Annotated in this window: 32 protein-coding genes; 14 read left to right on the forward strand and 18 right to left on the reverse strand. The window is 61.2% G+C overall.

Annotation, left to right across the window (positions count from 1 at the left end; genetic code table 11):
* Nucleotides 1-21: 21 nt before the first annotated feature.
* The 9 genes from AC5WNJ_RS13720 to AC5WNJ_RS13760 all read right to left on the reverse strand — a co-directional run bounded on the left by AC5WNJ_RS13720 (nt 22) and on the right by AC5WNJ_RS13760 (nt 4,457).
* Complete coding sequence (locus tag AC5WNJ_RS13720; RefSeq protein WP_495929975.1) at nt 22-558, reverse strand: VRR-NUC domain-containing protein; 537 nt, start codon at nt 556-558, stop codon at nt 22-24.
* Nucleotides 555-857, reverse strand: a complete 303-nt coding sequence (locus tag AC5WNJ_RS13725; protein WP_417285594.1) for a hypothetical protein — start codon at nt 855-857, stop codon at nt 555-557. The genes AC5WNJ_RS13720 and AC5WNJ_RS13725 overlap by 4 nt, the downstream gene beginning before the upstream one ends.
* A 178-nt stretch (nt 858-1,035) precedes the next feature.
* Nucleotides 1,036-1,392: a hypothetical protein gene (locus AC5WNJ_RS13730; protein WP_495929976.1), complete on the reverse strand. Its 357-nt coding sequence runs from the start codon at nt 1,390-1,392 to the stop codon at nt 1,036-1,038.
* Nucleotides 1,379-2,128 carry a hypothetical protein gene (locus AC5WNJ_RS13735; RefSeq protein ID WP_495929977.1) on the reverse strand — a complete coding sequence of 250 codons (750 nt, stop codon included), beginning with the start codon at nt 2,126-2,128 and terminating at the stop codon, nt 1,379-1,381. Before AC5WNJ_RS13735 ends, AC5WNJ_RS13730 begins: the two co-directional genes overlap by 14 nt.
* A complete protein-coding gene (locus tag AC5WNJ_RS13740) occupies nt 2,070-2,999 on the reverse strand; it encodes a DnaT-like ssDNA-binding domain-containing protein (protein WP_495929978.1) in 930 nt (309 codons plus the stop codon). The genes AC5WNJ_RS13735 and AC5WNJ_RS13740 overlap by 59 nt, the downstream gene beginning before the upstream one ends.
* Nucleotides 2,996-3,211, reverse strand: coding sequence for a hypothetical protein (locus tag AC5WNJ_RS13745; protein WP_495929979.1), 216 nt, complete (start codon nt 3,209-3,211; stop codon nt 2,996-2,998). Before AC5WNJ_RS13745 ends, AC5WNJ_RS13740 begins: the two co-directional genes overlap by 4 nt.
* Before the next feature lie 41 nt (nt 3,212-3,252).
* Entirely contained in the window at nt 3,253-3,573 is a 321-nt protein-coding gene (locus AC5WNJ_RS13750; RefSeq protein ID WP_495929980.1) for a hypothetical protein, read from the reverse strand.
* An 81-nt stretch (nt 3,574-3,654) separates the two neighbouring features.
* Nucleotides 3,655-4,149, reverse strand: a complete 495-nt coding sequence (locus AC5WNJ_RS13755) for a phage regulatory CII family protein (protein WP_417285599.1) — start codon at nt 4,147-4,149, stop codon at nt 3,655-3,657.
* A 62-nt stretch (nt 4,150-4,211) separates the two neighbouring features.
* Nucleotides 4,212-4,457 carry a transcriptional regulator gene (locus AC5WNJ_RS13760; RefSeq protein WP_345947308.1) on the reverse strand — a complete coding sequence of 82 codons (246 nt, stop codon included), beginning with the start codon at nt 4,455-4,457 and terminating at the stop codon, nt 4,212-4,214.
* On the opposite strand from AC5WNJ_RS13760, the gene AC5WNJ_RS13765 reads away from it, so the two are divergent.
* A complete protein-coding gene (locus AC5WNJ_RS13765; RefSeq protein WP_495929982.1) occupies nt 4,353-5,228 on the forward strand; it encodes an XRE family transcriptional regulator in 876 nt (291 codons plus the stop codon). The genes AC5WNJ_RS13760 and AC5WNJ_RS13765 overlap by 105 nt on opposite strands.
* A gap of 320 nt (nt 5,229-5,548) precedes the next feature.
* Complete coding sequence (locus AC5WNJ_RS13770) at nt 5,549-5,824, forward strand: hypothetical protein (protein WP_176676543.1); 276 nt, start codon at nt 5,549-5,551, stop codon at nt 5,822-5,824.
* A 349-nt stretch (nt 5,825-6,173) separates the two neighbouring features.
* Here the strand turns inward: AC5WNJ_RS13770 and AC5WNJ_RS13775 are convergent, their stop codons facing one another.
* On the reverse strand, nt 6,174-7,064 hold the full coding sequence (locus AC5WNJ_RS13775; protein ID WP_495929983.1) for a DUF6694 family lipoprotein: 891 nt from the start codon (nt 7,062-7,064) through the stop codon (nt 6,174-6,176).
* A 216-nt stretch (nt 7,065-7,280) separates the two neighbouring features.
* Here AC5WNJ_RS13775 and AC5WNJ_RS13780 point away from each other — a divergent pair, with 216 nt between their 5' ends.
* The 12 genes from AC5WNJ_RS13780 (at nt 7,281) to AC5WNJ_RS13835 (ending at nt 13,522) form a co-directional block, all read left to right on the forward strand.
* Complete coding sequence (locus tag AC5WNJ_RS13780; RefSeq protein WP_495929984.1) at nt 7,281-7,568, forward strand: hypothetical protein; 288 nt, start codon at nt 7,281-7,283, stop codon at nt 7,566-7,568.
* Between the two features lie 96 nt (nt 7,569-7,664).
* Complete coding sequence (locus tag AC5WNJ_RS13785) at nt 7,665-8,282, forward strand: hypothetical protein (RefSeq protein WP_495929985.1); 618 nt, start codon at nt 7,665-7,667, stop codon at nt 8,280-8,282.
* On the forward strand, nt 8,279-9,193 hold the full coding sequence (locus tag AC5WNJ_RS13790) for a DNA cytosine methyltransferase (protein ID WP_495929986.1): 915 nt from the start codon (nt 8,279-8,281) through the stop codon (nt 9,191-9,193). The genes AC5WNJ_RS13785 and AC5WNJ_RS13790 overlap by 4 nt, the downstream gene beginning before the upstream one ends.
* A gap of 19 nt (nt 9,194-9,212) precedes the next feature.
* Nucleotides 9,213-9,386 carry a hypothetical protein gene (locus tag AC5WNJ_RS13795; protein ID WP_225347789.1) on the forward strand — a complete coding sequence of 58 codons (174 nt, stop codon included), beginning with the start codon at nt 9,213-9,215 and terminating at the stop codon, nt 9,384-9,386.
* On the forward strand, nt 9,383-10,009 hold the full coding sequence (locus tag AC5WNJ_RS13800; protein ID WP_495929987.1) for a hypothetical protein: 627 nt from the start codon (nt 9,383-9,385) through the stop codon (nt 10,007-10,009). Before AC5WNJ_RS13795 ends, AC5WNJ_RS13800 begins: the two co-directional genes overlap by 4 nt.
* On the forward strand, nt 10,006-10,725 hold the full coding sequence (locus tag AC5WNJ_RS13805; protein WP_495929988.1) for a helix-hairpin-helix domain-containing protein: 720 nt from the start codon (nt 10,006-10,008) through the stop codon (nt 10,723-10,725). The genes AC5WNJ_RS13800 and AC5WNJ_RS13805 overlap by 4 nt, the downstream gene beginning before the upstream one ends.
* Complete coding sequence (locus AC5WNJ_RS13810) at nt 10,722-10,940, forward strand: hypothetical protein (protein WP_495929989.1); 219 nt, start codon at nt 10,722-10,724, stop codon at nt 10,938-10,940. Before AC5WNJ_RS13805 ends, AC5WNJ_RS13810 begins: the two co-directional genes overlap by 4 nt.
* Complete coding sequence (locus AC5WNJ_RS13815; protein ID WP_495929991.1) at nt 10,937-11,515, forward strand: hypothetical protein; 579 nt, start codon at nt 10,937-10,939, stop codon at nt 11,513-11,515. The genes AC5WNJ_RS13810 and AC5WNJ_RS13815 overlap by 4 nt, the downstream gene beginning before the upstream one ends.
* Before the next feature lie 184 nt (nt 11,516-11,699).
* Nucleotides 11,700-11,888: a hypothetical protein gene (locus AC5WNJ_RS13820; RefSeq protein ID WP_495929992.1), complete on the forward strand. Its 189-nt coding sequence runs from the start codon at nt 11,700-11,702 to the stop codon at nt 11,886-11,888.
* A gap of 247 nt (nt 11,889-12,135) precedes the next feature.
* Nucleotides 12,136-12,312 (forward strand): hypothetical protein, encoded by a 177-nt coding sequence (locus AC5WNJ_RS13825; protein ID WP_495929994.1) that lies wholly within the window; start codon nt 12,136-12,138, stop codon nt 12,310-12,312.
* Nucleotides 12,313-12,326: 14 nt separating this feature from the next.
* On the forward strand, nt 12,327-12,656 hold the full coding sequence (locus tag AC5WNJ_RS13830; protein WP_495929996.1) for a helix-turn-helix domain-containing protein: 330 nt from the start codon (nt 12,327-12,329) through the stop codon (nt 12,654-12,656).
* A gap of 26 nt (nt 12,657-12,682) precedes the next feature.
* Nucleotides 12,683-13,522 (forward strand): tyrosine-type recombinase/integrase, encoded by an 840-nt coding sequence (locus tag AC5WNJ_RS13835; protein ID WP_495929998.1) that lies wholly within the window; start codon nt 12,683-12,685, stop codon nt 13,520-13,522.
* Between the two features lie 283 nt (nt 13,523-13,805).
* Here AC5WNJ_RS13835 and AC5WNJ_RS13840 read toward each other — a convergent pair whose 3' ends face one another.
* From AC5WNJ_RS13840 to AC5WNJ_RS13875, 8 genes are all read right to left on the reverse strand, one after another.
* Nucleotides 13,806-14,027 (reverse strand): hypothetical protein, encoded by a 222-nt coding sequence (locus AC5WNJ_RS13840; RefSeq protein ID WP_200019372.1) that lies wholly within the window; start codon nt 14,025-14,027, stop codon nt 13,806-13,808.
* A gap of 39 nt (nt 14,028-14,066) precedes the next feature.
* Nucleotides 14,067-15,938 carry a hypothetical protein gene (locus AC5WNJ_RS13845; RefSeq protein ID WP_200019371.1) on the reverse strand — a complete coding sequence of 624 codons (1,872 nt, stop codon included), beginning with the start codon at nt 15,936-15,938 and terminating at the stop codon, nt 14,067-14,069.
* A 1-nt stretch (nt 15,939) separates the two neighbouring features.
* A complete protein-coding gene (locus AC5WNJ_RS13850; RefSeq protein WP_495929953.1) occupies nt 15,940-16,341 on the reverse strand; it encodes a hypothetical protein in 402 nt (133 codons plus the stop codon).
* Nucleotides 16,338-18,023 carry a LamG-like jellyroll fold domain-containing protein gene (locus tag AC5WNJ_RS13855; protein ID WP_495929954.1) on the reverse strand — a complete coding sequence of 562 codons (1,686 nt, stop codon included), beginning with the start codon at nt 18,021-18,023 and terminating at the stop codon, nt 16,338-16,340. Before AC5WNJ_RS13855 ends, AC5WNJ_RS13850 begins: the two co-directional genes overlap by 4 nt.
* Nucleotides 18,024-19,181, reverse strand: a complete 1,158-nt coding sequence (locus tag AC5WNJ_RS13860) for a hypothetical protein (RefSeq protein ID WP_495929956.1) — start codon at nt 19,179-19,181, stop codon at nt 18,024-18,026.
* A 76-nt stretch (nt 19,182-19,257) separates the two neighbouring features.
* Nucleotides 19,258-22,656: a hypothetical protein gene (locus AC5WNJ_RS13865; protein ID WP_495929957.1), complete on the reverse strand. Its 3,399-nt coding sequence runs from the start codon at nt 22,654-22,656 to the stop codon at nt 19,258-19,260.
* Nucleotides 22,657-22,684: 28 nt separating this feature from the next.
* Nucleotides 22,685-23,083 carry a hypothetical protein gene (locus AC5WNJ_RS13870; RefSeq protein WP_495929958.1) on the reverse strand — a complete coding sequence of 133 codons (399 nt, stop codon included), beginning with the start codon at nt 23,081-23,083 and terminating at the stop codon, nt 22,685-22,687.
* Between the two features lie 33 nt (nt 23,084-23,116).
* Nucleotides 23,117-26,461, reverse strand: a complete 3,345-nt coding sequence (locus tag AC5WNJ_RS13875; protein WP_495929959.1) for a coiled-coil domain-containing protein — start codon at nt 26,459-26,461, stop codon at nt 23,117-23,119.
* Nucleotides 26,462-26,494 lie beyond the last annotated feature (33 nt).

Consider the following 26,494-nt stretch of genomic DNA (forward strand, 5'->3'; position numbering starts at 1 on the left):
CTCCGGGTTACTACGTGAGCACTATGCCGTTGCCTTGCGCCACTCACTGCCATGCGGCATCACCTCCGGCTCACCGGCCACCACTGTCTCGGGCCAGCTCGCATAGGCCACCAGCACCGCCTTGGCCTCATCCACGCCCTTGGCCAGCACTGCCAGATAGCCATTGCCCTCCATCTTCTCAAGCCATTCGCGCTGAGACTTCGCCAGGGCAGCATCATGTGGCGGGGCCGCTTTGAACTCGATGTAGAGGCCGTGATACCCACCGCGAGCCGTGGCCACCACCAGATCACTCACCCCAGCCCGCACGCCCTGCATCTTGAGGTCTGCCGCCGTCTTCTTGTTGCGCTGGCCACCATTGGGGACGTGGAAGGTCACACCATGCAATAGCTGCCCCACCTGCATACCGTTCTGCTGCTGTGCGTACAGCCAGCGAATCAGCACCTTCTGCTCCAACCCTTCACGGTCGATGCGTGGCGCCGGCTTGCGGGCTTGGCCGGCGGTACGGTTCGGCGACTTGCGGGCCGCCACCTTGGCGGAAGGATGTGTTGCCCAGCTCATGACGATGCCCTCACCTGATTGGATTGCCAGCGGCGATAGTTGGTGATGATCCGGCGCAGCATGTGCGCCGCCCTCGGCTCGTGATCAATCTCGGCACGACTCTTTACCCCACAGGCCGTGCGAATGAAGTCCACCGCGTCTTCCTCCTTGTGCGTACCATCCGGCAGCACGTTGGTGTCGATGCCATGCCGGGCGCGACGCGCCTGATCCAGATAGCGATGGAACCCCTCGGCCTGGCACAGCATCGCGGCCTTGCGGGCCAGTGGTCCTCCAACGGGCTTGGGTGTGGCCTCTGTCACGCTTGCCCCCTCAGTCGCTCACCATTGGCATTGAAGCGGGGAGCGCCCAAGGCAATGCAGCGCGTGCACGTCCCCAGGCATCCCGCCATCTTCTTGACGGCCACTCGCCTACCGCAAGCAAAGCAGCGGCGCAGGGATGAACGATTTGGGCGCTTGAAGCTGCCGGCGGGTCGATAGCTCACTGCAGCACCCCCAACATATCCGGCTGACGCTTTACCGGTGCCAAGCGGATCAGGCGGTATTCATGTGCGGCACTGTCTCCACGCCGGCGGCTCTCCACGATCAACCCATGCTGGCGCCGCAGATCTCGCAGGCGGGCACTGATGGCTGCCTCACTATCCAGTCGATCGAAGCGCTTGCGGATCTCGGCAGCCAGCTCATGCAACATCAGCCACGAGCGCGATTCACTGAGTGCCAGATACGTCCGACCTAGCTGACAAGCCGGATTGTCCAGCGACGCGCGGCGCAGACGAGTCGCACCAGCAGGATTGGTACCGATACCCGTGGTGATTGCCTGATTCTTATGATTCGCCATGTGCCAACCCTCCTCGCATCATCTTCAGTGCCTGGGCAGGTGTGATACCTGCCAGCTCACCCGCTGCTTTACGGGCCTTCTCCTCCCCCGCCCGAGCCGCACGCTCCGCCGGTGACAGCTGGCCGTCATGCCCAATGGCCGCTTGCGGCTTGAGGTCTTCACCCCGGGCAAAGCGCTCCACCACCTGCTGGTAATACACGCGGAAGGCACGTTCGTGCTTGTCCATGCGCTGATAGCTGGCAGAGGCCATGCCGTGAAGGTCCATGTGCTCGCCCGCGGCGGCGATGGCCTCATGCGGGTACGGCTTGCCAGTGAATGCGTGGTCCTGCAATGCCTGCCAAGCGGTATCGAAGTCCGGCAGGCCCATGCCTTCCGGCGTCATCTCGCAAAGCTCAGCAAAGCGCATCGCGGAGTCAGGCGGGAAGGCGTTGCCACGCTGTCTGAGTGACTTGGCAGTGCGGGCCTTCTCGGCTTGTAGACCGCAGCGCAAGTGCTGGGTGCTCAGGTGACCCAAGGCCGCCAGCCACTCACCATCCACATCACAGCTCACCCATTGGCCGTCCTGCTCCATGCCCCAGCCCATCTCGCGGCAGTGTCGGTGCCAATGAGCGCCATGCAGCTGTCCCAGGCGATCGAACAGCGCATCCACCGCCTTCTGACTCACCCGGGGCAGGTCATCACAGCCACTCGCCATCGATGACGTCGCCGGACGGCGGCTGGCCTTCGGCTTGTTCACGGCGGCGCTGCTCAATGAGTGCACGCCCTTCAGCGGCTGAGAGTTTCGAGTTACGGATTGGACCAGTTGAGCGACGGCTTCCATGGGTGCCTCCAGCGTTGCGTGCAGTGTTGTTCGATGAAGTGTTGGCGTTCTGGCTCATGCGGGCCTGGCGGGCTGCCTCTCGCTTGCGGTTCTCACTCACCCAGCGCACGAAGCGAGTGCACCAAGCATGGGAAGAGTGATAACGACCGGGCTGATCCGCGAAATGCGAGGTGAAGTCCGCCAGCTCGGCGGCATCCCATGTCAGGTCAGGCTGACCACGGCGCACTGTTTCCGTCTGCCAGTGGGTGGCATCCGGCTGCCAGTCCAACGTCATCGGCACCTGACGGGCGCCGGCAGTCGCTTGCGGCTGGCCGTTGTCTGCCTGCTGGGCAGCATTGGTGAAGATCGGGTGCTCGGCCTGCGCAGGTGCGGTAGCGGCAGGCTCAGCGGGCTCAGCTGGAGTGGCATCAGGCTCAACCGGGGCCTCTTCCTCATCGCTACCCGCCATCAGCGCCTCAAGCTCTTCCGGTGACGGCTCATCGGCGGACTGTGGCTGTTGAGTCACGCCCATAGCGAGACGGTAGAAGTTCGAGGTCTGACGGCCAGCCGGTGTCTTGCGGGCCACTACCGTCATCGCCCCTTGCTCAACCAACGCCTCTATCGACCGCTGCACCGTGCGCGTCGTGCAGGACATCTCCTCAGACAGGCGGCGAATGGACGGCCAGCACACGCCCTGCTCGTTGGCGTAATCAGCCATCAGCAACAGCAGAAGACGCGGGAAGGCCCTAACAGACTCGGGCATCTCAGGCATTACTTCGCGTGCCCAGCTCATCGCTTGCAGACTCATGCCTCGGCCCCCGCCAGTGTCAGATACTTGGCAGCACGGGCCTGATGCCACTGCATACTGCCCAGATCGCCACCCTTGTCACCGCGGCGGGCCGCCAGCAACGCATTGCACTGGTGCCAGACGGCATAGGCCGCGTGATATTCGCCGGCGAGGCGCGGCTGGTCTGGCAGCATCTCCTTCAGCTTGGCGACCTTGCGGCCAGCACGGGACATCTCTGTCTCAAGGCGTGCTGAACTCATTCGTGCCGTGATGCTCATGCCGGTACCTCATCGCCCTTGGCTGCCACGCCCAGTGACAGGCGCTCGAAACGTCCTGCCTCGCTCATGTGGTGATCGATCGACAACGTTCGGCGGGCGTCTTCTCGGGCCGTCTCACCCTGCCCCTTGCCGCACTCCAGCAGGGCCACTACGGCCAGGTGGTGCTGCATGCTCATGCGCAGATCAATCACGCCACCCACTCGCTCACGCTTCTCGATCATCACCGCCAGCCGATAGGTCTCAGCCTTGAGGGACTCACAGCTCCAACCGCGATAGCTGGTCAACATCTGCCTGGCTTCACTCGTCTTGATCGTCATGCCATACTCCCTTGGCGTTTTGAGATGCTTCCCCCGTACTGGTTTGGTCGCCTTCGGGGGATTTTCATATCTGGTGCCCGGTTACCGGCCCACCACCTTCAGCGGCTTGCGCATCGCCTGCAGCTGCCCCATCAAGGTGCTCATCTGCTGCTCGATGGCCTTGTGCTGCGCCTCAAGCTGCGCCGCCTCTTCCTCGTCTACCTCTCCATCTGCTATCGCCGCCTGAATCAGCGCCGCCATCGCGCCCTGCCCCTGCTGGGCATCCAGCACTGACGCGAACACGTCACCACGGCTCACCTCGCCCTTCTCGCAGCGCGGCACCGCCACCATGCCCAAGTGATCAAGGAACGGGGCGATCAGGCGCAGCTGGTGCTCGCGGTCCACGTTCCAGAAGATCCCCACCACGTCGATCAGTCGCATCGGCATGGGGTCGTCCTCGGCCACTCGGCGGTAAAGTGACTTCACCGACATGCCGATATCGCTTGCCAGCACCTTGGGGCAGCACTCGAAAACCACGTCGTGTACCGCGTCCAGATAGGCATCCATGTCACGTTCGGGGGCTGTATGGCTGTCCATGGTGAATCTCTCCGTGTTCGTTCCGTTTAAGCCGATATGGGCGGCGGGCTAGGCTGTGAATGTCAGGCGGTGTGCTTATCGCGGCCAAAGACTCGTGGACAAAGGTGTTCAGCCAGAAACGCTCCATCGGTTAATCGCTCTGCTCTCAGGGCCGCTGCGGGCGACATTCCATTTGTGCCGCAAACCCAGTGGGAGACAGACCCTTGATCAACCCCCAAAGCCTCAGCAGTCTTTCGTTGGTTCCCGAAGTGGGCGACAAGACGCCTGTAGATATTGCTCATACAACACCCCTCTATGCGATTTCTCATATTCTAGAGCATGCGAAATCTCATTTGCAACAACATGAGCATGCGCATAACAATCCGGCCATGGAACTCAAAGACAGAATTAGGTCTGCCCGAAAGGCAGCCGGACTCACCCAGGTTCAGCTAGCCGAGCGAGTTGGAATCGACCAATCGGTCATCTCCAGTCTCGAGCGAGGTAAGCACCGGGGTTCGACACATACGATCACCATTGCGCATGCGCTTGGCGTCAGCGCGAGATGGCTGGCTACTGGCGAAGGCGAGATGGCTGATTCTTGGGCTGCCACCAAAAGCGACGCCAGCGAGCTAGTGCTCCATGAAACGGAAATCGTGGACGGCGATGAGCCTCTCCGGGATGACGAGGTAGAGATTCCATATTTTCGTGAGGTTGAGATGGCGGCTGGCAATGGCCGCACGCAAGTCATCGAGAACCACGGGGCGTACATGCGCTTCAGTCTGCCGCGCCTGGCGCGTGCCGGGGTAGACCCCAAGCAGGCCGCCTGTGCCACTGTCTCTGGGGATTCCATGGAGCCAGCCATCTTTGACGGCTCCCCCATCGGCATCGACAAGAGTTGCCGTCATATCATCGACGGCAAGGTGTACGCCTTGGATCACGGCGGCATGCTGCGCGTGAAGCGCCTCTACCGCTTGCCGCTAGGTCGCATGCGGGTGGTCAGTGACAACCACATCGAGTATCCGGAGGAGGTCTACACCCTGGGCGATCCGGATGCCCCGAAGATCATCGGTCGTGTCTTCTGGTGGGAAACCTTTGCCTGAGAAATCCTCGCGCGCACGCGTAACCAGAGAGAGTGGTTCAAGTAGGTAGGTTCTAGGTACGACACCAGAGTCACCCTGACCCTGACACCAGTGTCACCCTGACGCCTGTGTCACCCTCCCAGTGCTTCACCCTGAAAGCCCCTTCAAACGAATGATCGACCCGCCCACCGTGGCGGGTTTTTTATTGCATGCGACATAGCCCCAAAGCTCAATATGGGAAAAATATGCGTAATCTCATTGACCAATAATATGAGCATTGCCATAATCACTCACATCGACACGGCACATCGCCATCGTCACTGAGTGGATTGGAGCAGCCCATGACCGACACAGCCCGCAAGCATCGTTCAGCCATCACCCTCGCCGTCATCGTCGGCGGTCTGGTCACGCTCGCCAGCCTCACCCAGCAGACCGATGGCCCGCGCCAGCTGACCGCTAGCGAAGCCGAATACTGCGAGATGACCGCCATGTGGCAGGAAGATGCCAAGGCCGGTTTCGCTGAATCACAGCGCCGCGGCTGGCCGGACTTCCACGGCAATGCCGCCAGCCTCTGCTCCCCTCAGATTACGCATGGTCAGCAGCTCGCCAGTCGCTGATCACGCCTCGCCCCACGGCCAGCAGGTGGTGCCAGTGGGATTGCGAGCATAACCACCCGCAGATAAGGCGCCGGTTCCTCCCTTGCGCTAGCGGCCTTACCCCCGACACCTGGGCAAGTGGTGTGACAGCTGGAGAGACAGCGCTTATCAGAGGGCATCGGCAGTTGCCGGTATCGCCTGATGAGTTAACCAAGCCGCTGGTATAGGCGGCCGACGCGATGACCAGGCAAAGGAGCCTGAGAGCCGAGGGCGAACTGGACATGACGCCAGTAGCCGAGCCGACGATGTACCTCTCCATGAGAGTGCATCGGCAAGCCATTACCCAAAGTGATGGCTTACCGATGTATTGTTATTCAGAGAACTCAATATCGATAACTTGAGCTACAGCCTTACCCTCAGCCCAATCAGTCAAAGGGGTATCCAAAGTATAATACTTACCTTTGCCCATCTCTTTTACATAACCAGCCTTGAGCGGTTGATTGGAACTACCATAGGAATACTTACTAACAAGAACAGGATTATATTCTTCTTCGAAAATGGTAATCCCTTTTTCATTTTGAAAGTAAACTACGACCTTTACACGATCTAGGCTCTTTGAACCTTCATTTTTAAGAGATAGTCTGACAGCAGGTACATTCTCTTCGCTGTAGGTATCGATTCTTTTAGCTTCGAACTCAGTTATTACAACTTTATCCATGTAGTTATTTTTCTCGATAAAGTCATGCATTTCTTCTTCAACATTTTCAATGCCATCCTTCGCATACGCTACACCGGCAGGCACTTGGTTCATTTCTTCATATTTTTTTAATGCTTCCTTGAATTTTTTATTCTCGAGTAGCTGCTCGGCCTCTTTTTTTAACGCAGTAATCTTTCTTTCTTCTTCCTTTCTCTTTTCATCAATAATTTTACCCCTTTTAATTTCGGCTTGGTGTTTAGATATGATTTCATCCCCTGTCAATCCATCGATCACTTGCAGATTTAGATTAAACTGAGCCTCATTCGACATACCAGCAACATCGCCGCTAAATGCTTTTTCCATAATAGAAGCAATACCAGACTTTCCGCCAATGCTAAAGTACATCAGAGCTTTCTGGAATTCCTTTTTTTTCCCAGATGAGAGCTCCTGCATTATCTCTTGCGAGGACTCTTTGATTGTCTCTTCATTAGTTGCATCAAACTTCTCAGGACCAAAACATCCAGAGAGAAAGACAAGCAAAGAGAGAACAACAATTTTTTTCATAAACACCTCTTCCTTAAGGTTTAACGTATTTCCAACACTAAATCATTAGAATTCAAATTCACTATATAAGGAATGATTCGTAAATCAAACAAGTTATCTCACGTAAAAATGTCTCTCGGCGCATCTTGCCCACCCCAACCGGTGGGCCTTTTTGTGCTCACACGCCAGTCTCTTCTGGGGGCTGACCTGTGCGCTCAACCACTAAAGGAGGCCAGCATGACGCTCTTTCTTCGATCTCGGGTCACCGTCGATGGCATCACCGCGACGATGGCGGAACACGCCGAGCGGCTCGGTATCGGGGAAGGGACACTCATGTCCCGCATGACGCGCTTGGGTCGTCATGACCCGATACTACTGCTTGAGCCAGCCACCAGGTCTCGTAAGCCAGTACCATCACCCAGTCAAGAAGAGATCATCAGCACCTTGAGACGCACGCCCGCCGGCCTGTTGGCAACGGCCAAACGACTGGGCGATTACGCCTCACTCAAACAGGCATCACCATGATTCACCCGCTACTCATCGCCGCCACTTGCCTGGCGGCTTTCTTTTGCCTGCTCACCGGTGGCTGGCTCGACACACTGCTCACCAAGGATGACTGACATGACCCGCGATCAACTGATGGAAAGCCTGCTGCACCTCCCCCACCCGTGGCCGCGGCCCGAGACGGACTGCAATCTGCCGACCGACAACGGCCACGGCGATCTCGAGGGCTGGATCAAGGGCCCGACCAACAACGAATGGCACTACGCATGGATAGGCGCCCATGAGCGCCGCATCGTCATCACCCGGGAACAATGGGAAGAGGCGCTACTGGCACACGTCCAACACCTCGAGCGGCCAGTCAGCGATGCGGTCGCAATCACCTCAGCAGATGAAGTCGATCCAAGCGACTGGAATGGCGAGGGCCTGCCGCCGGTGGGTGCGGTGGTGGAGGTTAGCCATGGTTGGTCTGATAAATGGGTAGAGGCTCGCATCATCTACATCGACAGCCGCCACACGATCTGCACCTCAAGCGATTCGGAGAGAACTGCGCACTTGTACACTGCCAACAATGACTTCCGCCCCATCCGCAGCGAGCGCGAGACGGCGATTGAGGACATGAAGCAGATCACCAAGGCCGCGGCTGACGCTCATAAGCGCGAGCTGCACGGGGCACTGTCGGAAGAGTATCTGTTGGGCGCGCTCTACGATGCAGGCCATCGGAAGGTGAAGGCATGAACGTCATCGACCTCTTCGCCGGTGCCGGTGGATTCAGCACCGGTGCCACTATGGCCGGCTGCAACGTGGCCTGGGCCGCCAACCACTGGCCGGATGCTGTCGAGTGGCACAGTCGCAACCATCCGGACGCAGCGCACATCTGCCAGGACCTGCATCAAGCGGACTGGAGCCAGGTGCCCGCGCATGACCTGATGCTGGCGTCACCCTGCTGCCAAGGCCACAGCAAGGCGCGAGGCAAGGCCAGCGGTAACCCTCAGCACGATGCCAGCCGCTCGACTGCCTGGGCAGTGGTATCAGCTGCCGAGTATCACCGACCGCCAGCCATCCTCGTGGAGAACGTCCCCGAGTTCCTCGATTGGCAGCTCTACCGCCCTTGGGTGCTGGCCATGCAGGCACTGGGCTATGCCGTCAGCCCACACGTAGTAGACGCCGCGGATCTCGGCGCCCCGCAGAACCGCATCCGCATGTTCCTGGTGCTCACCCAGTCCGCCCAGCCACTCAAGCTGAACCTGCCGACACTCGATCACCTGCCGGCCGCCAGCTTCATAGACTTCGAGTCAGGACGCTGGCAGCCCATCGAGAAGCCCGGGCGAGCCGCCGCCACTCTCGAGCGTGTTCGCGCTGGCCGCGCCACCCACGGCGAGCGATTCCTGATCAGCTACTACGGCAACACCAAGACAGGACGCTCGCTGGATCGCCCTATCGGCACCATCACCACGCGCGATCGCTGGGCCATCGTCGATGGCGACCGCATGCGCATGCTCAGCCGGTGGGAATGTCGGTCGGCCATGAGCTTCCCCGACACCTATCAGCTGCCGGACAACCACCGCCTCGCCGTGCATCTGCTCGGCAACGCGGTCTGCCCTACGCCGGTCAGCCACATCATCAAGGCGCTGCAGCAAGCCGCGTGAGCGCCTCCGGAGACACCCCGTGAAGACATCCACCAAGCGCTGCCCTCAATGCGGCAGCACGGCACTGGTGCTGTACAGCAGCACCAACGAGAAGCAATGCGGCGACTGCCACCTGATATTCGAGTGGACGCTCGATGAAGGCCAGCCGCCCTTGGTGGGGCCGGCACGCAACGTACAAGGGAGCAAGGCATGACTGATTACATTCAAGTGGGAAAGCGCTTCACCAATAACGTGGCCGAGCACCAGATGGAGGTCATTCTGGATGAAGGCCTCCATCGCCACCTGCTGTTCAAGAAGCCTGGCACCACTGACCAGCACTTCCGCATCGTGACGTGGCCCGGGTACCTCACCATCTGTGGGGACATGGGCACCTTCACGTTCTACCGCAATGCCGACATGTTCGGCTTCTTCATGGGCTCCGGAGGGGGCATCAGCCCCGGCTACTGGCAAGAGAAGCTGCAAGCCGGTGCCGGCAGTGAAGGATCCCGAGCCATTACAGAGGAGTGGGATGCCAGCGCTTTCAAGAAGAACGTCAGGGAGAGATGGAAAGATTGGCTCTATAGCGACACTTTGCCCGACACCAGCACCACTGAAGAGGTGAAGGAATACCTGCGGTACAACCTGCTCAATTGCTGCGATGAGTTCGAAGCAGTCGCCGCGGTTCGTGACTTCGACTGCGATGAAGCGCCGGACATGCTGGACGACTTCCACGAGACCTCAGACACCCGTTACCGCTACCACTACCTGTGGTGCTGTTACGCCATTGTCTGGGCCATCAAGCAGTACCGCCAGCATGAAGACCAGGAGGCCGCATGAACACTCAACTGCAGCACGATGACCCCCTCGCCTTCGCCATTCAGCAGCAGCTCACCAATGCCGACCTGCGCACCGAGCTGATGGCAGAGCGTCAGCGCAGCAAGGCGCTTGAAGGCAAGCTCAAGCAGGCCGAGAAAGCCGCCAAGGAAGCCCAGCAGCACAAGGACCGCGCCGAACGACTGCGCGCCAAGCTGGACGCCACCGAGAAGCAGGCCAGGCAGATTCGCCACGAGACGAAGCAGGCACTGGACAAGGCCCGTGCAGAAGCCCGTCGAGAGAAGCAGCGCGAGGCAGGCAACCACGCCACCATCAAGAGTGACGACGGCAAGTGCATCGTGCAGCTGGCCTATAACCAGGTGCACATCCATGAGCCGGATCGCTGGTACATGGTCAGCAGTCAGCCGCTCAACAAGGCAGAGAAAGCCCGCGTCGTCTTCTGTGGGCTGATCGACGGCATCCGCGCCGGCGACTACGCCGAATTCGTGGAAGGTGCCATCGGCGCCCTGGCCGCCAAGTGGCGCGCCGACAACCACCGGCTGCGCGTGGAAGACCTCGACATTCCCACCAAGGTGATGCGCCGCCTTGAAGATGCCGGCATCGAGACACTGGCAGAACTTCAGGCAGACGGCATCGAGCAGCAGCTGACGACCATCAAGGGCATCGGGCCGGCCACGATCAAGCAAGTCATGAAGGCGGTTGCCAAGGAGGCTGCATGAGCAAGCAAGTGGAAATCCAGATGGGCGCGCTGGCCCCAAGTATCACGCAGCAGCTGGCTGATCAGGGTGTGGATATTGCCCCCAGCAGATCACAAGCGTGGGATAGCCAGGCCGACGCCATTACTCGATTGATGTTCGCTGACATTCTCACGCCGTCACAGGTAGAGGAAGCCCGCCAGCGGCTGATGAAACACATTGGGGAGATGCTGCAATGACCACTCTACGCGACATGCCGATGGTCACCATCGAGCAGAAGAACCGTTTCCGTGAGGCCGCGCTGAAGGTGGAGGCTGAGCGGGATCGGCTCAAAGTCGAACTCGAGAACCGCAGCCACGAGCCTGATATGTCAGCTTCCGATGCCTACCACTATTGCGCCGACCTGATCGAGCCACATGTGGTGGACATGCCTCATGGCACCGAGTGCAACGAACAATCGCTGTGCCGGTCAGTATGCGGCTCCTTGGCCTACCTGATCGCACACTGGCAGGAGGCTCGAGGGCTTCGTGAGGAGCGGGACCAGATGGCGGCGCTGGCAGAGGATCGCCGTAAGTTCATCGTTAGCGGGGCTGAGCTTGGTTATATCTCGCCACCTTGGGACAAAGATGATCCAGCGTATCGCGTCTTCCAAGAGTGCAACTTGGTGCCATCATTTGCAGCTGCCAGTCATGACGCCCGCATGAAGGCTGAGGCGATGGAGGAAGTGTTACCTATGGTCGGCAACGTTCTGGACAGCATCAAAGTTAAGATGATGGCCGCCAAATACCGCAAGCAGGCGGAGGGCGAGGCATGAATACCCGTACTGATATGCTCGACTTTCCCACCGCGTGGAAAATCCAGCGTGAATGCCAGCTAGAACACCACGCCAACTGCTCTTCTGTTCCGGGGTGGCACCCCATGTCAGGGCCCGGGTTGCTCTGTGACTGCGGGGCTGTGGAACGCGAGTGGGAGCGACTGAAGGCGGAGGGCGACAACCAGTGAACATCACCATTACCGACGCGCTCATCGCCATAGGCATCACGCTGGCCATCTGGGGGCTTATCTCGCTCGTCATCTGGGATGTCGGCAGGCAGGTCAAACGAGCCGAGAAGAAGCGAATTCAATACCTGGAAGAGTTTCTCAAGAGTCGACGACCTCCCCCTCCAGACCATGAAGACAAGCAATAACTCCTTGTAAATCAAGGCATATCGAGAGTCGACGACCTCGACTATCACGGCCACCCATGAGGTGGTTTTTTTGTGTCCACAGGGAGGCCAGATGCGTCAGGTATCGCAATCAACGTGGGAGCCGCCAGCACATGGCCCGTGCCCGCAGTGTGGTGGCAGCGGCACATTCCATGGCGTCTTCCATCGCTCGCCCTGTGCTCACTGCCATGGCACCGGGTACGCCGCTGACGATGGTGAGGCGCTGCCATTGGAAGACCTGATCGTGATGATCAGTCGGCGCCGCGATCATTGGCGACAAGCGCACGCCCAGCTGATGAAGGTGCCCGGCGTGCGTCAGGCCGTGGAGCAATACCAAGCGATGCGACAGGCAGAGCAAGAACGTGAGGCCATGGGCTATGGCTCGGGCCGGTATCAAGGTGACTGATGGAGGCAACGGCAGTGAATCTTCTCACCCCCGAGGCGGTAGCCCGCCAACTGAGCATGAGCCTGAGCTGGGTCTACACCCACAAGCACCAGATTGGCTACGTGAAATTTGGAAAGTCTATCCGCTTTGAGCCGGATGCGGTGGCGGCATATGCTAGTGCCTGCCAGCGTAGCCCAGAGCATGAGGGCAACCGATGGGAATCACAGTCAGATACCGCGAAGCACGCGGGAAATGGGTCGTTACCGAAACGCATCAGGGTCAGCGACATCAATCAACGTTTGACGGGACTCGAGAAGGCGAAAGGCAAGCGCGAGAGTATGCCGCAGCGCGCGAAACAGCACTGAATGAAGCAGCGTTTCAAGGCCAGCGGATGGGCCGCGAACGGCGGCGCACGTTTCTCGAAGGCGTAAAGCGGTGGGTCGATGAGTACGACGTCGCCAGCCAGGCAAAGGCCATCCGGCCGGTGGCAGCCTACATGGGCGAGGACGTGCTGATCGGGCAAGAGACAGTGGACAAGGCCAGAGAAATGGCCAGCCACTTGAGAAAGGCAGGACGCGCTCAGAGCACGATCAACAACCACCTGCAGGTGGTGAAGCGAGTGCTCAATCTGGCGTATATCGAGTGGGGTTGGATCAACCAGCCGCTGGGCGACAAGATCCGGAAGAAGACGCCCAAGAACGAACGGCATATCTATCTGAACGCGGCAGAGCTGACGCTACTGATGGAAGCGATACCGGATGCACGCGCTGTGGATAAGAAGGTGATCGCCCTGGCAGCCTTGACGGGACTGCGCCAGGGCGAACTGCTCGCACTTGAGCCTTCGAACATCCACGGTGGTCGCATCCTGCTGCGACCAGATCAAACCAAGTCCGGCAAGGCCCGGGTGGTGCCTGTACCAGAAGATGCTCGGCCATGGTTGCATGACCTGCCCTTCGATACCACCTACGCCCGATTGAGGAAGACGTGGGAAGACGCTCGCAAAGCGATGGGCAGGCCGGACCTGCGCTTTCATGATCTGCGCCATAGCTATGCAAGCATGCTGGCTCAGGCTGGCGAGAGCATGACCACGGTGCGCGACCTGCTGGGGCATTCCAGCCTGATCGTCACAAGTCGTTATTCTCACATGTTCGAGCAGGGCATTGATGAGATCGGAGCGCGGCTGCCGCGGTTGAATGCGACCGGCTGCGACCAAACTGCGACCAAGCACTAAAAGGAGGGAGCTAGAAACGCAAACAGCCGCTCGTAAGCGACTGTTTTCAAAGGTGGTGCCGGTGGTCGGACTCGAACCGACACGCCTATTAAGCGGCGGATTTTGAATCCGTTTTTGGCATTTCGTGGACTGCGCTGGCAGCGGGTCTTTCGAGATATTTCAGACACTTAGCACATTCCATGTGCCACATGACGGACGTTATCTGGTCGCAGTCTGCGACCAAACTGCGACCACGCTGGAATGGTCGCAGTTTGAACGCGACCATATTGCGTGTGAATTTTCCTCACACCTCGATCATCACCACCGGCAAGCTCGGTGCCTCGCCGATGATCTGATCCCCCTCCACGTAGACCATGCTGCCAACCTCGGCAACGCCCTGGCAGGTACGCACCCCACCGCCGACAAGATCCACGCGCACACGCGAGCCACTGATGCTGATCACTTCTCCCACCTGTCGTGGGGTGGTGGGCATCAGGGCCAGCAGCCGCTTATACGGATTGGCCATCATTCTCTCCTGTTGTCATTTGATCCCCACCCCCATTCCTCACAGATGGAAGCGCTGCAGTTCGATTGACTGGCGCACACTCAGGGCGCGCCCCTGCAGGCTGGCGCGTACGCTTACGCCACGGGACATACCCTGCCAGCCATCGCACTCGATCAGCTGTCCCGGCAATACCAGCCCACCCAACGAGGCGCTCAGTGGCATCTCGATGCTTTCCGTGGACTGTCGCAGCGTGGCAGCAAGTTCTGCGATACCACGCGATTGTGCGGGAGCCTGCTCGGTAATGAGACTATCCACCACTGTCGGGGCAAGCTCATCCCCTGCTGTACCGCGCCGGATGATCTGCGCCTGAATGCCCCCGGTATCGCCGTGGAGCCAGACACCATTGCGAGCATCACCGGGCTGCTGATCACTCCCCATCTGGGTGATGATGTCACGCGGGATCACCAGCCCCGCCTCTGTCTCTTCCCATTCCCATGGGGCAGTGGGATAGCGCGGCGCCACGATCAGCGTCTGGCTCTGCTGGTGCGCCTGCACATAGCCACCGGCCGCCTCGGCAATGCGAGAGATGGCATCGATGGGTGCAAGGCTGTCATAGCGCCAGGCACCGGCAGGCACCAGCCAATCAGCCAGCTGCCAGTCCAGCGTCCAGCCAGTGGGCAGCTCGGCCTGTGCCAGCTGCGAGGCAGTAGCTTGGCTATCTTCGGTGTAGCTTCGCGCCGTGGCGTAGGGCGAGCCGAGATAGGCCGCCAGCGATCGACCGCTGATGGTGATGCTGTGGCTCTGCCAGCTTTCGGAGCGCCGCCAGCCGTCCACGATGCAATGCCATGCCTCACCATTGATCTCGGCGGCAACCTCCACTGGCTCGCCATCGACCCCTTCCACCAGTGACTGAGCATCTCGCCCGGCAAGCCCTGCCGAGAAGGACCATGCCCAGCTGTCGGTGTCGATGCTGAGGGACATCTGGGTCGCGGGAATCTCACGCCCGTCAGACAGGCGAATCAGGCGGGCGGTGTTCTGCACGATGTACAGCCTCCGGACAGGAATGGTCGGGGTGGTGGGGATGTCACAGGTCAGGCCAAAGCGCAGCACCCACGGGGCGCTGGGCATGGTGTGGCAGAACTGCAGCAGGGTGCTGCCCTCTACCGGCTCCAGATCGGGTGGCTCAGTCGGGCCCGGGGGCAGATCGATACCAGGTGGCGGTTGACGCGCCTGCTCCCAGGGCACCCGCCAGTCCTCACCGGTGGTACGGCCTTGCTGGAAGGGAGAGTGCACCACCACGCCATCGAGGGTGCGGGCTTCTTCATAGCGGGAGCGACGGGTCGCATCAGCGCGCGGCGGGTGCTGGTAACCACTCGAGCGAGCCGTGGCAATGCCCTGCCCTTGCTCCCATACCGGCCGTGATGCGCGGCGGACACGCGGCAGCTGCAACCACTGGCTGCCACTGAGAGTGCCCAGAATGCGCTCGGTCTGCTCCCAGCGCGCGCCACTGGCGGCATCAGTGCGAGGGCGTGACGCCCAATCGCCCGACTGCCCTGCCGAGAGAGATAGCGCCTGCTCAAACCCTGATCGCGTCGCATGCAGGCTACGAAGTGGAGGTTCCCACCCGCTCCGGCCTTGCGCCTCTACCCGCGCGGCATTCTCGAACCGTGACCCCGCCTGTTCGGCAGGACCACGATAGGCATTGATGTCCCGAGTCATGGCGACATCGATAACCGCCGGTGCGCCCAGCGTGGCGACGACCTCGATCAGCAGCCCTTGACTGAGCGTGGCATCCAGCTCTGGGGGCGGCAGCGTAGTATCTACTGCCAACGTGATCCGCTCTTCACCTTTGCCACCGCTGAAATCCAACACCAGCTGAAGGGCATCGCCTGCCAACGGCTGCCCAGTGAAACGCAGATCGATTGGAGTCACATCAGGCCTCGGCGAAAATGATTCGACTGATTCGGGTAATGATGCCGCGATAAATCGTCGTCGAGCTGATGGTCACGTCAGCGCCTGATCCCTCGATGCCGACATCCAGATCCATCACCCAGCCACCCTCGCCATCCACCAATCGCGCCCAGGTGGCTTCGCCGTCGTCGTCGGCCATGACTTCCTCGAAACCGGCCCCTGTCAGCACTCCGCTCGAGATGTCAGCCGCGAAGGGTTGGGGCACCTCCAGCGTGGCCAGCGCCACCTGATCGGTAACGGCAGCACCAGGTGATGGGCGAGTGCCTGAGTACACAACGAAAGATGCCGGCGACTCGCCGGCATCGATAGCGGTGGCAATGGCTGCCAGCCGCGCATTCTTCACTGCTGTCGAGAATTGGATCACGGGCTGTCCTCCAGCTCAGGATGCACGTTGTCAGATACCACCGCGTTCTGCTGCAGGGTGTGATCGAACGCCATCACAAAGAAGGCGCGACGCGGGTCGAGGTCCGTAAGTCGGTATTTGCCATCGGCATCACTCCACGTCTCGCGCACGATGCGGCCAGTGGCGCGCTCATGCACCCGCACCCGCCGGCTGACGGGCTGCGCCTGGATGTCCAGAACGGTGCCTGCAATGACGCCCATGCGCGTCGGATCAGAGACGCCGCCAGTCGGCGTGCCATTGGCACCACTGCCATCGACTTGATCGAGGTGCGACATGCCTTCCCCTGCCGTTGCCTCCACCATCTGATCGCTCATGCCTCTGCTATCAATCGCGGACGGATTGGGCACCGGCACGGTGGCGGTGGTATACCCTTGGGGCTTGGGGCGAGTGAGTGGGCGCATCGACTGCTTGGGCATCCTGGCCTCTGCCAGCATGCCGAAACGGGCCGTCAGCGCCAGTACCTCACTCTCAGTCAACAGCCGGTCATAGGACGTGAACGCTCCAATAGCGCCAATAAATCCATCACTGCCGGTGTCGGGGTTTGCGCCTATGGCAACTTGCGTGGCCTCAGAGTCGGAATGGCCAAACGCCGCATTGCTCTCTGACAGCACCCCATCTTCATAAATACTGACAACACCATCACCCACCAGCAGCACCAGAAAATGAGATTTTCCATCGCGCTTCAGCCGGTGATTGAGATAGGTATTACGATTTGCCCCAGCCCCCACCTCATAGAAGGTATACAGGCGCGCAGACACATCAATGCGCCACGAATAGTAGTTACTGGCCACATCCTCGCCAGGGCTGCCCAGCGTGACCAAGTTGGAAAAGTTGTCGTGACCGATAGAATCCATGCGATAGAGCATGGCAATGGTGTGGTTTTTGGTCTTGATCATGGCGGGGCTACTGTCACTTCGCAGCATGGCCTCACCATCAAACACCATGGCAGGCACGCCGCCTAGGGTGGTAGGTGTTGCCCCGATGATCTCAGCATCAATGCCCCCGACCTGATCGACCACCTTGCCCCCGGCCACGATGCTCATGTCATACGCCGCGATCTCCCCGCCAATCCCGCCGACTGCCCAGCTAGGGCGGAAGTCACGTACCGCAAGACTCATCGCTGCTTGGTCTTGCTCGGGCCTGGTCAACGCCTGGTCATACCCTCGAACATCGACCACGCGCAGGTCAGCCGCAGTGGCCTGAGAGATGGTCAGAGTTTCGAGTGGCATGGCAGCCGCCGGCCTCTCGATGCCTTCTCGCCCATCCAGTGCCACGCCGATACTTGCCCCGTCATGCGTGATAAAAACGGTGTGATAGTAGCCAGGGTAAAATCCCTGGGCCTGCACGCGCTCGCCGGATACGACAAGCCAGAGGCCATCAGCATCTGTCTCCAGCACGATGCCGCTGTCACCCAGGACAAGGCTAGTGCCGCCCCCTGCTGACAGCATCCAGACCTCGAGCGTCCAGGGTGCCACCAGCCCCATCGGAAATGAGGCGCTAGCACCAGGCACGGCCAGATCAAGCTCTTTGGTCGCCTCGAGCATCTGACTCGGCGTCCAGTCACCCAGCGACTGCTGAGCGGCAGAGTCGCCCAGCTCATCCACTAGATCACCCTCTAGCGGGTAATGGTTTGTGAGTGCCATTTATACCTCCTGCCAGCGATCAAGCCGCCAGGCCATCAACGTCTCCTTGCCGGCATTCCCGCGACTGGCCGCCAGGCGAAACATGACGGGCACATCATCCATCTGGGGCAGATTGTCCACCACCGCTTTGTCGTACCCTGCCCCCGTGTGAAGCGGTTGCAGCATCCCTGGCATCGAGCCGCGCACGCCGCCTGACTCAATGACCAGCATCTCGCCCTGCGCCACATAGAAGCCATTATCCTGCGGATTTGGGTAACTGATCAGGCTGCCGATGCGATCCCCGACACCCTCCAGCGTCCAGCCCACCGCACCAGGCAGCTGATGCCAGGCACGCGCGATACTCATCTCGACAGTCGAGCCAAAGTAGGGAAGCGCGCTATACGTCTCGTAAGTGTCTGAGGTTGAGGACCAGGTGCCATCCTGCAGCCCCGCGACCACACAATGATATGCATCGCCTGGGCGTACCGTCTTAATGTCACCCCAGACGAATACCCCGTGCTTACCTTGGCCGCCATAGCGGTTGAGGTAGAACATCGTCAGACCATCCCCCAACAATGCCCAATCGCGCGTCGTCTCCTTTGCGGAATAGGGCCATTGCCGTGACGCGGCCACGGTATACGTGTCGATGTCGATCATCTCTTCAATGAGACTGACACGCGCCTGGCGGCCACTGTTACTGCTATGCCCTCCCCAGGTGCCATTCTCCACCATCAGCATCACCTCGGTGGCACGCTCGCTGGTACGCTTGAACACTGCGCGATGATTGTCAGCATCCTCTGCTGCGATCTCCCAGCCGCCCACGGGTGCCGTCTTGATCTCGATCAGCTCGCCGGTCGCCTCATTGGCAGCGGGCGCGGTATCGAGCGCGAAGCGCACCCAGTCGCTGCCGATGGCGGTCACGCGATGCTCGCCATTGTAGCCAGCCTGGTCTGCCCCGCTGATGGCGACCACCTGCCATTTGAGATAGCCGTGGCCACTGCCCACGCTCGCGGTGGCTTGCTGGGTGGCGCTGTCATACGTCAGCGAGGCGATGGGCTTGGTGTTGAAACCGGTCACAAGGCAGGCTTTCAGCAGCTCGATCAGCGCACCATATTGGTCGCCATTCTCGGGGCTGGATCCCATGTCACTGCTGAACCACTTCACCGGAAAATCGGCCATCGTAATGACTCCTGAAACGAATTCGCCCGGCAGGTGCCGGGCGTAGAGAATGAAACTTGAGAGCTGATGTGTGGCGTCAGGCGTTGGCGTTGCCACGAATCTGCAGGCGGAAAGAATCTTGCTGGCCGCTGGCCGGCCCCTGGAGGATCACGCGCGCCAGCCACATCGGGAAGTTGGCGCCGATGGTCGAGAATCTGATCACGTTGCCATTCACCCAGCCGGCCCCGAATCCGCCAGCCTTGAGGGTCCAGTAGGGCACGCCGTGATTGGGGTTGGTGGGGGCGGTGTCTTCATTGATATTGCCCACACCGATCTCACCCACAGTGCGGCCGATGATGCGGAAGTTGCTGGCGCCAGTGAAGATCAGCGCCCAGTCTTCGGTGATGGCCCCGCGGTTGGTGATGATGGGCGGATAGGTGGTGGTGTTGTACTCGGCCAGGGTGCCGTCTGCGCCGTCGTTGTCATCCCTGCTCCAGTCCCGGTCCCAGCTGGCGAGGTCGAAGAAGTTGGTGACGCGCGCCTGCAGATCACCGGCCACCATCGCGGCGCTGACTAGAGTGTCATCTGACGGATAGTCGTGACTCAGGTTGCCCTTGAGCGTCAGCACGCCTGAGAGGTCCACATCTCCCACCAGCAGCATGTCCTCGACACGGTGAAGGGCGTACCAGGGTTCGGGGTATGTGGCCGTGTCAGGCGCGGCGAGCTGCACGGTGCCGGCGTCGAGGTCTGCACTGTACTGGGTGGCTGGCACCTCCTCGCCGGTGGCGTCCTCCACCACCAGACTGGCCAGACGGGTACGTCCCACATCCAGCGTGGTGCCATCCGCCAGCCCCAAGGGGAATGGCGCTCGGCCAGTGTGGTGCACCACCACCACACCGCCGGCACGATAGATGGGCACGCGGCCATCGCTGGGCAGGCGCACGGGGTCGATGCCGATCAGCTCAGCCTCGAGCGGCAGCGTGGTCAGAATGACGGCATTGAAACGCGCGGTGCTCGGGATCACCTCGGTGGGCCGCCAGATCATGCCGGCATCATCCACCGCAGCGGCGTCATACCAGCTTTCTGACTTCTCGGCGGCTGTCAGGCTGGCATCGGTCACCTGCTTGCCGAACATGACGCGCACCACCCCCGTCTCGAAGCTGACCCGCCCTGCCATCTCATCACCCTCGATCTCGCCGGAGAGTGCCGCCTGGCCGGTGATCGATCGGCCGTCGAGCGTGGTGGCCTGAATCAGTAGACCACCCACCTGCAGCGGCGAGCCGGGCGTGCGGAAGAAGGCTTCATCCAGCGTCCAGGTGCCGAAGGTAGACACGAGTGTCTGCACGGTGATGGTGGCGCTGGTGCCTGTCGGCCAGTCGGTGATGCGGGCATCGCCGCTGCCATAGTCGATGGTGCCCGCCAACACCCCAGCGCCATTGCTGTCCACGCTGCGATAGAGGCTGCCCTGGCGATCGATGAAGGTGTCACCCCGGAAGGTGAAGCTGAGCGTGCCGGGCACCACGCTGTCCTGCAGCAGCGGCATCAGGTCTACATCCAGCGGGGCGAGATCCTGGGTGATGGTGTGGGTGGTCGGGGCGGCGCTGTCAGCCTGAGACGTGACCCAGACGCTTGAACCATTCTCGAAGGCATCACGGTGCTCATAGCTGCCCCAAGTACGGTTGCCGTCGCCGCTCGCGCTGCCTGTGTCCCACTCATTGAACTCATTGACCTTTTCCACCTCTAGACTTACCGCGCCTGTGGCGTAGTCAATGCTGCCCTCCCAGCCCACCAAGCCACCGTTGCCGTCATCATCTACCGAGTAGGTCACGGTGACTTCATCGCTATTTTCTTCAACATTGACCCAAGTGCGGGGCTCTTTACGGGTGCCGCCACTCCAATAGCCCTGCCTTGACTCTTGGTAGCTCTTGGTACGAGTAACCGTCCAAGTGGCTGAAAAGCTACCGGGCCTGATCGGCGCGTTGCTCACCTGGAGGTCAACGAAGCCTGCCGCACTGGCCGCTGGCAGGAACTGCTCAAGCTGGGGCGCACCATAACTGTAGTCCATGGCAACCTGCGAATTGGCGTCTGGGAAAGCATCGCCATTGAACGCCACATAGGCCTCGCCAGGCTGAGGCGTCCCATCTGCATCGGCATAGCCATAGACCACACGGCCGGTGGCCGCACCACTGAGATTCCCCAGGCCATCATCGGTGGCCGTCTTCTCACTGCCGCCAGAGATCCAGCGCACGGTAACGCTACCAGGCGTGACACCAGGGTGCTCGAGCACGAATGACATCCAGGGCTTGTCGATGGTGGCTTGACCGGCACGGTCTGCGTAATGCACCGGCGTGCCCCAGCTGAACAGGATGGCGCTGCCCACATCCGGCATGGCGCTGAGCGTGACGTTGACCGATCCGCTGGTGTAATCCACCCGCCCTGCGCCATTGCCGGTGAGGTCACCATTGCTGTCTTCATCTCTGAGCTCATACCACTTGCCCAGGCTGCGGAAGGCGATCACCACGCTGCCCGGGGCCGGCAGCGGATTCAGGCGATTGACATAGGTGAAGCCGCGATTGTTGAGCTCTACCGCGATCTGGGTGGTGCTGGCGATCTGCGCCACCTCGAAGGATTGGCCGTTGCTGCTGACGGTGATACTCGCCGTGCCGCCCACCTGCACATCGGTCACTGCCTGCTCGGTGGTGGTGGCCGGTACCAGTGGCGCGTAGGTGCTGGCGACCTGCACGGTGTTGTCACCAAACTCAGCGGGCTGGGCCAGAGTGCTGACGCCATAGTAACGGGCAGCATCAGTGCTCTGCCCTTCGCGGATCACGGTGTCAGGGTTCACGGTGCCGGGCTTGGGCTGCACGCCATAGACGCGCTGACGCAGTGAGGTCGAGATGCCCAGGGTCAGCACGCGGCGCTCGAACGTCTGCACGTTGCTGCCATTCAGATACTCGAAGGTTCTGATCTCGTGATCGATTTCAGTGATACGCACGTACTGCACCTCGCCGGCGAAGTCGCCCTGCTCGGTGATCAGCGCCAGCACATCGCCTAGGTCCGGCAATGGGGCCTCGGTCATCTGAAACGTGGTGAGGCTGCGCTGACCGGCGAGCTGATCGCCCAGCAGTGTCATGCGTGAATTGACGCCGGCGGTGACATAGCTTTCCACATGGTCACGCGCGGCCTCCCGCTCATCCGAGGGGGAGCCGGTATCGAACATCACCACGCTGACGTTCGGGTCGGATGGCACCTGATCGATGATCGCGTGGGCGCCGAAATACTGGGCGGTGTTGTCGGTCAGTACGCCGGCACCCACCTTGCGCAGCGAGGTGCGCCCTGCAGCGCGATCAAGATCAGAGATGTCATCGAATATCTCATTGCTCGCGCCGTCCGTCACGGTACGCCCGGTGAGGCGACCACCGCCGTCGGCGTTGTCGGTCATGCGCTCAGACTGCAGGATGCGGATGTCGCCGCTATGAATCGTGTCGTCGGCCATGTGGCTGGCTCCAGCAGGAAGGTGAGAATCAGGCAGTGATCAGGCGCAGCGTAATGGTGTAGGGGTGATCCGGCCCCTGGCCGCCAGCGGCGAGGCGATAGACCTCGGTGGCCGTGACCGCCTCACCACTGGCATGGTCGAACACGCAATCGAAGGTTTGCCCATCGCCCCAGATGAGCGTCATGGGCGTGCCGTCTGGCCGTGGCGTGGCCGCCAGCTCAGAGAGGGCCAACGCGGTGGCGCGGGTTACCCAGGCCCCGTTGCCGCTGGCGAGGGTGATGGGGCGCCCCGCCGCCTGCGCGGATTCCTCGATGATGAGTGCCCCGGTCAGCGTGGGCGTCTGCACCTGGCCGACGCTGTGGGACACCAGCTCATCGGTCCACTGGATGTCATCGGGCAGCACAATGCCCTCAAGGGTGATCGCCATGGTGTTCTCTCAATAGAAATGAAACGCCCGCCATCAGCGGCGGGCCGTCGTGCGTGAGGCTTGGGCCAATCGATCAAGGAAGGCATCGGCCTCGCGCTCGTCCACCCCGTTGAGGGTGACGGTCTCGTTACCGATGTTGAGGTCTACCGCCACGCGGCGCTGGGCCTGCACCGATTGGGTGAGCTGGCTGGTACGGTTCTGGGCGTCACGGTTGTTCTCGCGCTGGGTGACCTCGGCCTCCTGCACGTTGCGCTGACGCTCAGCCTCATCAGCCAAGGCCTGCTGCTTCTCCTGCTCGGACTGGGCGCGGATATCCTCAAGGCGCAGGTTGTGGGCGCGTTCCGCCAGACGCAGCGACTCCTGCGCCGCGCTGATGGTCTGAGCATCGCCCAATGCCCGGGCGGCGTTGAGCGCCTCCTGAAGCTCGGTCTGTTGCTGCTGATACCGCAGCGCCTCGACCTGGGCGCTATCGCCCTGCAGGCTGGCGAGCTCCGAGCGCAGACTGGCCAAGGTGTCACTCACGCTGTCTGACAGCGACTCGACCTGACTGCGCACCGACTGGATGGAGCTTTCGAGACCGGAAAGATCCGACTCATCGAGCAGGTCGAAGCGGCGTGAGAGATCATCCATGTCCTGCGAGAATGCGCTGGCTGGTGCCCGCCCTGCCTCGATCTGGTCGGTCAGCGATTCCACGGCGATCTTCTGCTCGAGGAAGGCGATCTCGGTCTGACGTGACGTGGTGGCGAGGTCTGTCATCCAGGCTGTGAAGCCGGTGGAGTCGAGACGGGTGGCGAGGTTGTCGCGAAGATCACCGATTTCATGATCCAACTCGGCAATGCGCTCCTGCATTCCCTCGATGCCTTCGGCCTGGGTGTCGATGCCCCAGTCAGTCGCGAAGGCCTGATAGGCGGCGTCACTGAGTGACCGCATCTGATCTTCCGTCTCGTGCAGGGCATTGCTCATCAGCTGGGCAATGGTCTGGGCGCTGCGCGTGACAGAGGCCTCCACCGTCTTGGCCGTGTCGGCAGAGGCCTGCTGCGTCTTGTCTCCCGTGTCCCGGGCTGCCTTAGCCGTGGCTTCCTGAGCCTCGATCCACTGCGCCTTGAGCGTGCGAGCCCCGGTCACACCATCCTTGACCAGCCCATCGAGCACCGCGCCGAAAGCCTTGATGCCCTCGTCAGAGCTGATCTGCTCCTTGGCACCGACATAGGCACGGCTCAGCTCCTTGGCGGACAGCTCACCGGTGGAGGCGATCTTGGTGAAGGCATCAATAGCCGAGCGTTCCGCCTCGGTCATACCGGTGCGGATCTCTTCCAGGGTGGTGCCCATGTCCTTGGCCAGGCGGGCACCAGCAGATTTCCACTTGGTCGCGAGGGCATCCGCACCGGTCACACCGTCATTCACCAGCCCATCGACCTGATCCTTGAGGGCGGCGATACCCTTGTCAGACTTGATCTTGTCCTGCGCCTTCTCGAAGGCCGTCGCCAGCTGCGCCGCACTCAATTCACCACTGGCCGCCAGCGTGGCGAAGGCATCGAGGGCTTCCTGTTCGCTGTCCGCGATACCACTGGACAGCTCGCCCAGCGAGGTACCGAGCGAAGTGGCGGCGTTTTCCAGTGCCTTCTGACGTTTGGCGGCCGCATCCGCTGCCTGCTTGGCGGCCTTCTCTTCCTCTTCGGTCTGCTTCTTGGCGGCGATAGCCGCAGCCTCAGAGGCAGCGGCCTGCTTGGCAGCCGACTTGGCGGCTTTCTGCGCGGCCGTATCGCTGTTGTCGAAGGCATTGAAGGCATCCTTGGCAGCGGCAGCAGCTTGCTGGGCATAGCGCACTGCATCCGCGTTCAAGTCATTCAAGGTGGCACGGGCCGTAGCTGCCCGTGCCTTGGCCTGCGCCACCTGCGCCTCGGATGCCAGCCCTACCATCTCCAGCGCCCTGACCGAGGTAGCCGTCAACTCCAGCACCCAGGTGGAAGCTGCCGCGACCGCAGCGACCAGCCCCGCGACAACAGATTGCACACCACGGAAGACCGCCGTGAGGGAGTTGCCGAGGAATTGCCCCGTATCAATGATCGACTGCATGGCGCCGCCGATCTGCTCGCGATGCTCTATGAAGCTGCGCGCCCACTCACCGCCGGTGCGAATCACACCCCCGATGGCTGTGGCGAGGTCGTCCAGCAGCCCGGGGTTTTCCGCCAGTGCCTGCTCGAAGTCAGCGGACACCTGATTGACTGCCGGCGACAGCTCGCCCATCAGGCGATTGCTCAACCCTTGTAGCCGGCCTTGCAGGCGGGTGATGGCGGCATCGGTCGCTTGCAGATTGGCGATCTGCTCCGGGGACATGATCAGCCCCACCTCGCTGGCCTCTTCCATCAGCGCTCGGAGTTCAGCGGCATTATTGGCAAGCAGTGGCTGCAGGCGTGTGGCATCGTCTGCCAGCGATTCCAGCAGGTTGACCTGAGAGGCCTGGGGCAGATTCTTCATGGCATCGGCCAGGCGCAGCACCATCTCGTCTGGCGCCAGCTCGATCAGCTCCTCGGCCTTGATACCCAGGGCATCGAGGGCGTCCTGCGCCTCACCGCCACCGTTCTGGTAGGCGTCACCAATCTTGTCGGCAGTGTCCTTGAAGATATCGGCGGTCTTGTCGGCATCGATACCGGCACGCTGAAAGGCGTACTGATAGCCCTGCAGCGCCTGAGTGGAGATACCCAGCGAGCGCGACGTGATATCCAGCTGCTGGGCCATCTCGGCCTGCTGAGCGGTGTAGCGCGTGGCCCAGCCAACGGCCAGCCCTGCCCCTGCCACCGTGGCGGCGGCAGCACCGGCAGCCCACTGTTTGAGTGAGGCACCTGCTTTCTTGAAGCGGCTTTCGCTGCGCTCGGCCTGATCGCCTGCCTGGGCGGCTGAGCTGCCCATGCCGTTGAGCGCGTTCTGGGCCTCACGCGCCTCACGCGCCAATCGCAATTGTTCTTGCGAGAGGCTGCTGGTGTTGATGCCGGCGTCAGTCAGGCTCTGCCCCAGCTGAGCCGCTTGCGCTGCCTGCTGCTCATACGCTGCGCCGGTGCGAGCTGCCACGGCGCGAGCTTCGTTGAGGCGATTTTGCTGCGCGATGCTGGCCTGGCCGCTGGCCTCGATCTCCTGCTCGAGCACGCGCACCTTATCGGCAGCCTTGTCCCATTCTTTCTGGGCTTTGCCGGTGGCAGTGGTGGCCTGCTGGAAGGCACGCACCAGGCCGCGCTGATCCTCGAGCTGATCCAGGTTGCTGCGCAGCTCCTCGGCGTTGGCAGATAAGTCGCTGACACTATCGGCGGCCGCCTCGGTGCTCGGAGAAATCAGGTTTTTGGCCTTGAGCACCAGCTCTACGGCGCGATCTTTCAGAGCCATGGCGGCATCTCCAGGCAGAAAAACACCCGCTCG

The organism is Cobetia sp. PDI-23MA, from assembly GCF_059507735.1.

Bases quoted from the DNA above. Each gene is read 5' to 3' on its own strand.
- AC5WNJ_RS13720 (WP_495929975.1), bottom strand. From the start codon at position 558: ATGAGCTGGGCAACACATCCTTCCGCCAAGGTGGCGGCCCGCAAGTCG.
- AC5WNJ_RS13730 (WP_495929976.1), bottom strand. From the start codon at position 1,392: ATGGCGAATCATAAGAATCAGGCAATCACCACGGGTATCGGTACCAAT.
- AC5WNJ_RS13740 (WP_495929978.1), bottom strand. From the start codon at position 2,999: ATGAGTCTGCAAGCGATGAGCTGGGCACGCGAAGTAATGCCTGAGATG.
- AC5WNJ_RS13745 (WP_495929979.1), bottom strand. From the start codon at position 3,211: ATGTCCCGTGCTGGCCGCAAGGTCGCCAAGCTGAAGGAGATGCTGCCA.
- AC5WNJ_RS13750 (WP_495929980.1), bottom strand. From the start codon at position 3,573: ATGACGATCAAGACGAGTGAAGCCAGGCAGATGTTGACCAGCTATCGC.
- AC5WNJ_RS13755 (WP_417285599.1), bottom strand. From the start codon at position 4,149: ATGGACAGCCATACAGCCCCCGAACGTGACATGGATGCCTATCTGGAC.
- AC5WNJ_RS13760 (WP_345947308.1), bottom strand. From the start codon at position 4,457: ATGAGAAATCGCATAGAGGGGTGTTGTATGAGCAATATCTACAGGCGT.
- AC5WNJ_RS13770 (WP_176676543.1), top strand. From the start codon at position 5,549: ATGACCGACACAGCCCGCAAGCATCGTTCAGCCATCACCCTCGCCGTC.
- AC5WNJ_RS13775 (WP_495929983.1), bottom strand. From the start codon at position 7,064: ATGAAAAAAATTGTTGTTCTCTCTTTGCTTGTCTTTCTCTCTGGATGT.
- AC5WNJ_RS13780 (WP_495929984.1), top strand. From the start codon at position 7,281: ATGACGCTCTTTCTTCGATCTCGGGTCACCGTCGATGGCATCACCGCG.
- AC5WNJ_RS13785 (WP_495929985.1), top strand. From the start codon at position 7,665: ATGACCCGCGATCAACTGATGGAAAGCCTGCTGCACCTCCCCCACCCG.
- AC5WNJ_RS13790 (WP_495929986.1), top strand. From the start codon at position 8,279: ATGAACGTCATCGACCTCTTCGCCGGTGCCGGTGGATTCAGCACCGGT.
- AC5WNJ_RS13800 (WP_495929987.1), top strand. From the start codon at position 9,383: ATGACTGATTACATTCAAGTGGGAAAGCGCTTCACCAATAACGTGGCC.
- AC5WNJ_RS13805 (WP_495929988.1), top strand. From the start codon at position 10,006: ATGAACACTCAACTGCAGCACGATGACCCCCTCGCCTTCGCCATTCAG.
- AC5WNJ_RS13810 (WP_495929989.1), top strand. From the start codon at position 10,722: ATGAGCAAGCAAGTGGAAATCCAGATGGGCGCGCTGGCCCCAAGTATC.
- AC5WNJ_RS13815 (WP_495929991.1), top strand. From the start codon at position 10,937: ATGACCACTCTACGCGACATGCCGATGGTCACCATCGAGCAGAAGAAC.
- AC5WNJ_RS13835 (WP_495929998.1), top strand. From the start codon at position 12,683: ATGGGCCGCGAACGGCGGCGCACGTTTCTCGAAGGCGTAAAGCGGTGG.
- AC5WNJ_RS13840 (WP_200019372.1), bottom strand. From the start codon at position 14,027: ATGGCCAATCCGTATAAGCGGCTGCTGGCCCTGATGCCCACCACCCCA.
- AC5WNJ_RS13855 (WP_495929954.1), bottom strand. From the start codon at position 18,023: ATGGCACTCACAAACCATTACCCGCTAGAGGGTGATCTAGTGGATGAG.
- AC5WNJ_RS13860 (WP_495929956.1), bottom strand. From the start codon at position 19,181: ATGGCCGATTTTCCGGTGAAGTGGTTCAGCAGTGACATGGGATCCAGC.
- AC5WNJ_RS13865 (WP_495929957.1), bottom strand. From the start codon at position 22,656: ATGGCCGACGACACGATTCATAGCGGCGACATCCGCATCCTGCAGTCT.
- AC5WNJ_RS13870 (WP_495929958.1), bottom strand. From the start codon at position 23,083: ATGGCGATCACCCTTGAGGGCATTGTGCTGCCCGATGACATCCAGTGG.
- AC5WNJ_RS13875 (WP_495929959.1), bottom strand. From the start codon at position 26,461: ATGGCTCTGAAAGATCGCGCCGTAGAGCTGGTGCTCAAGGCCAAAAAC.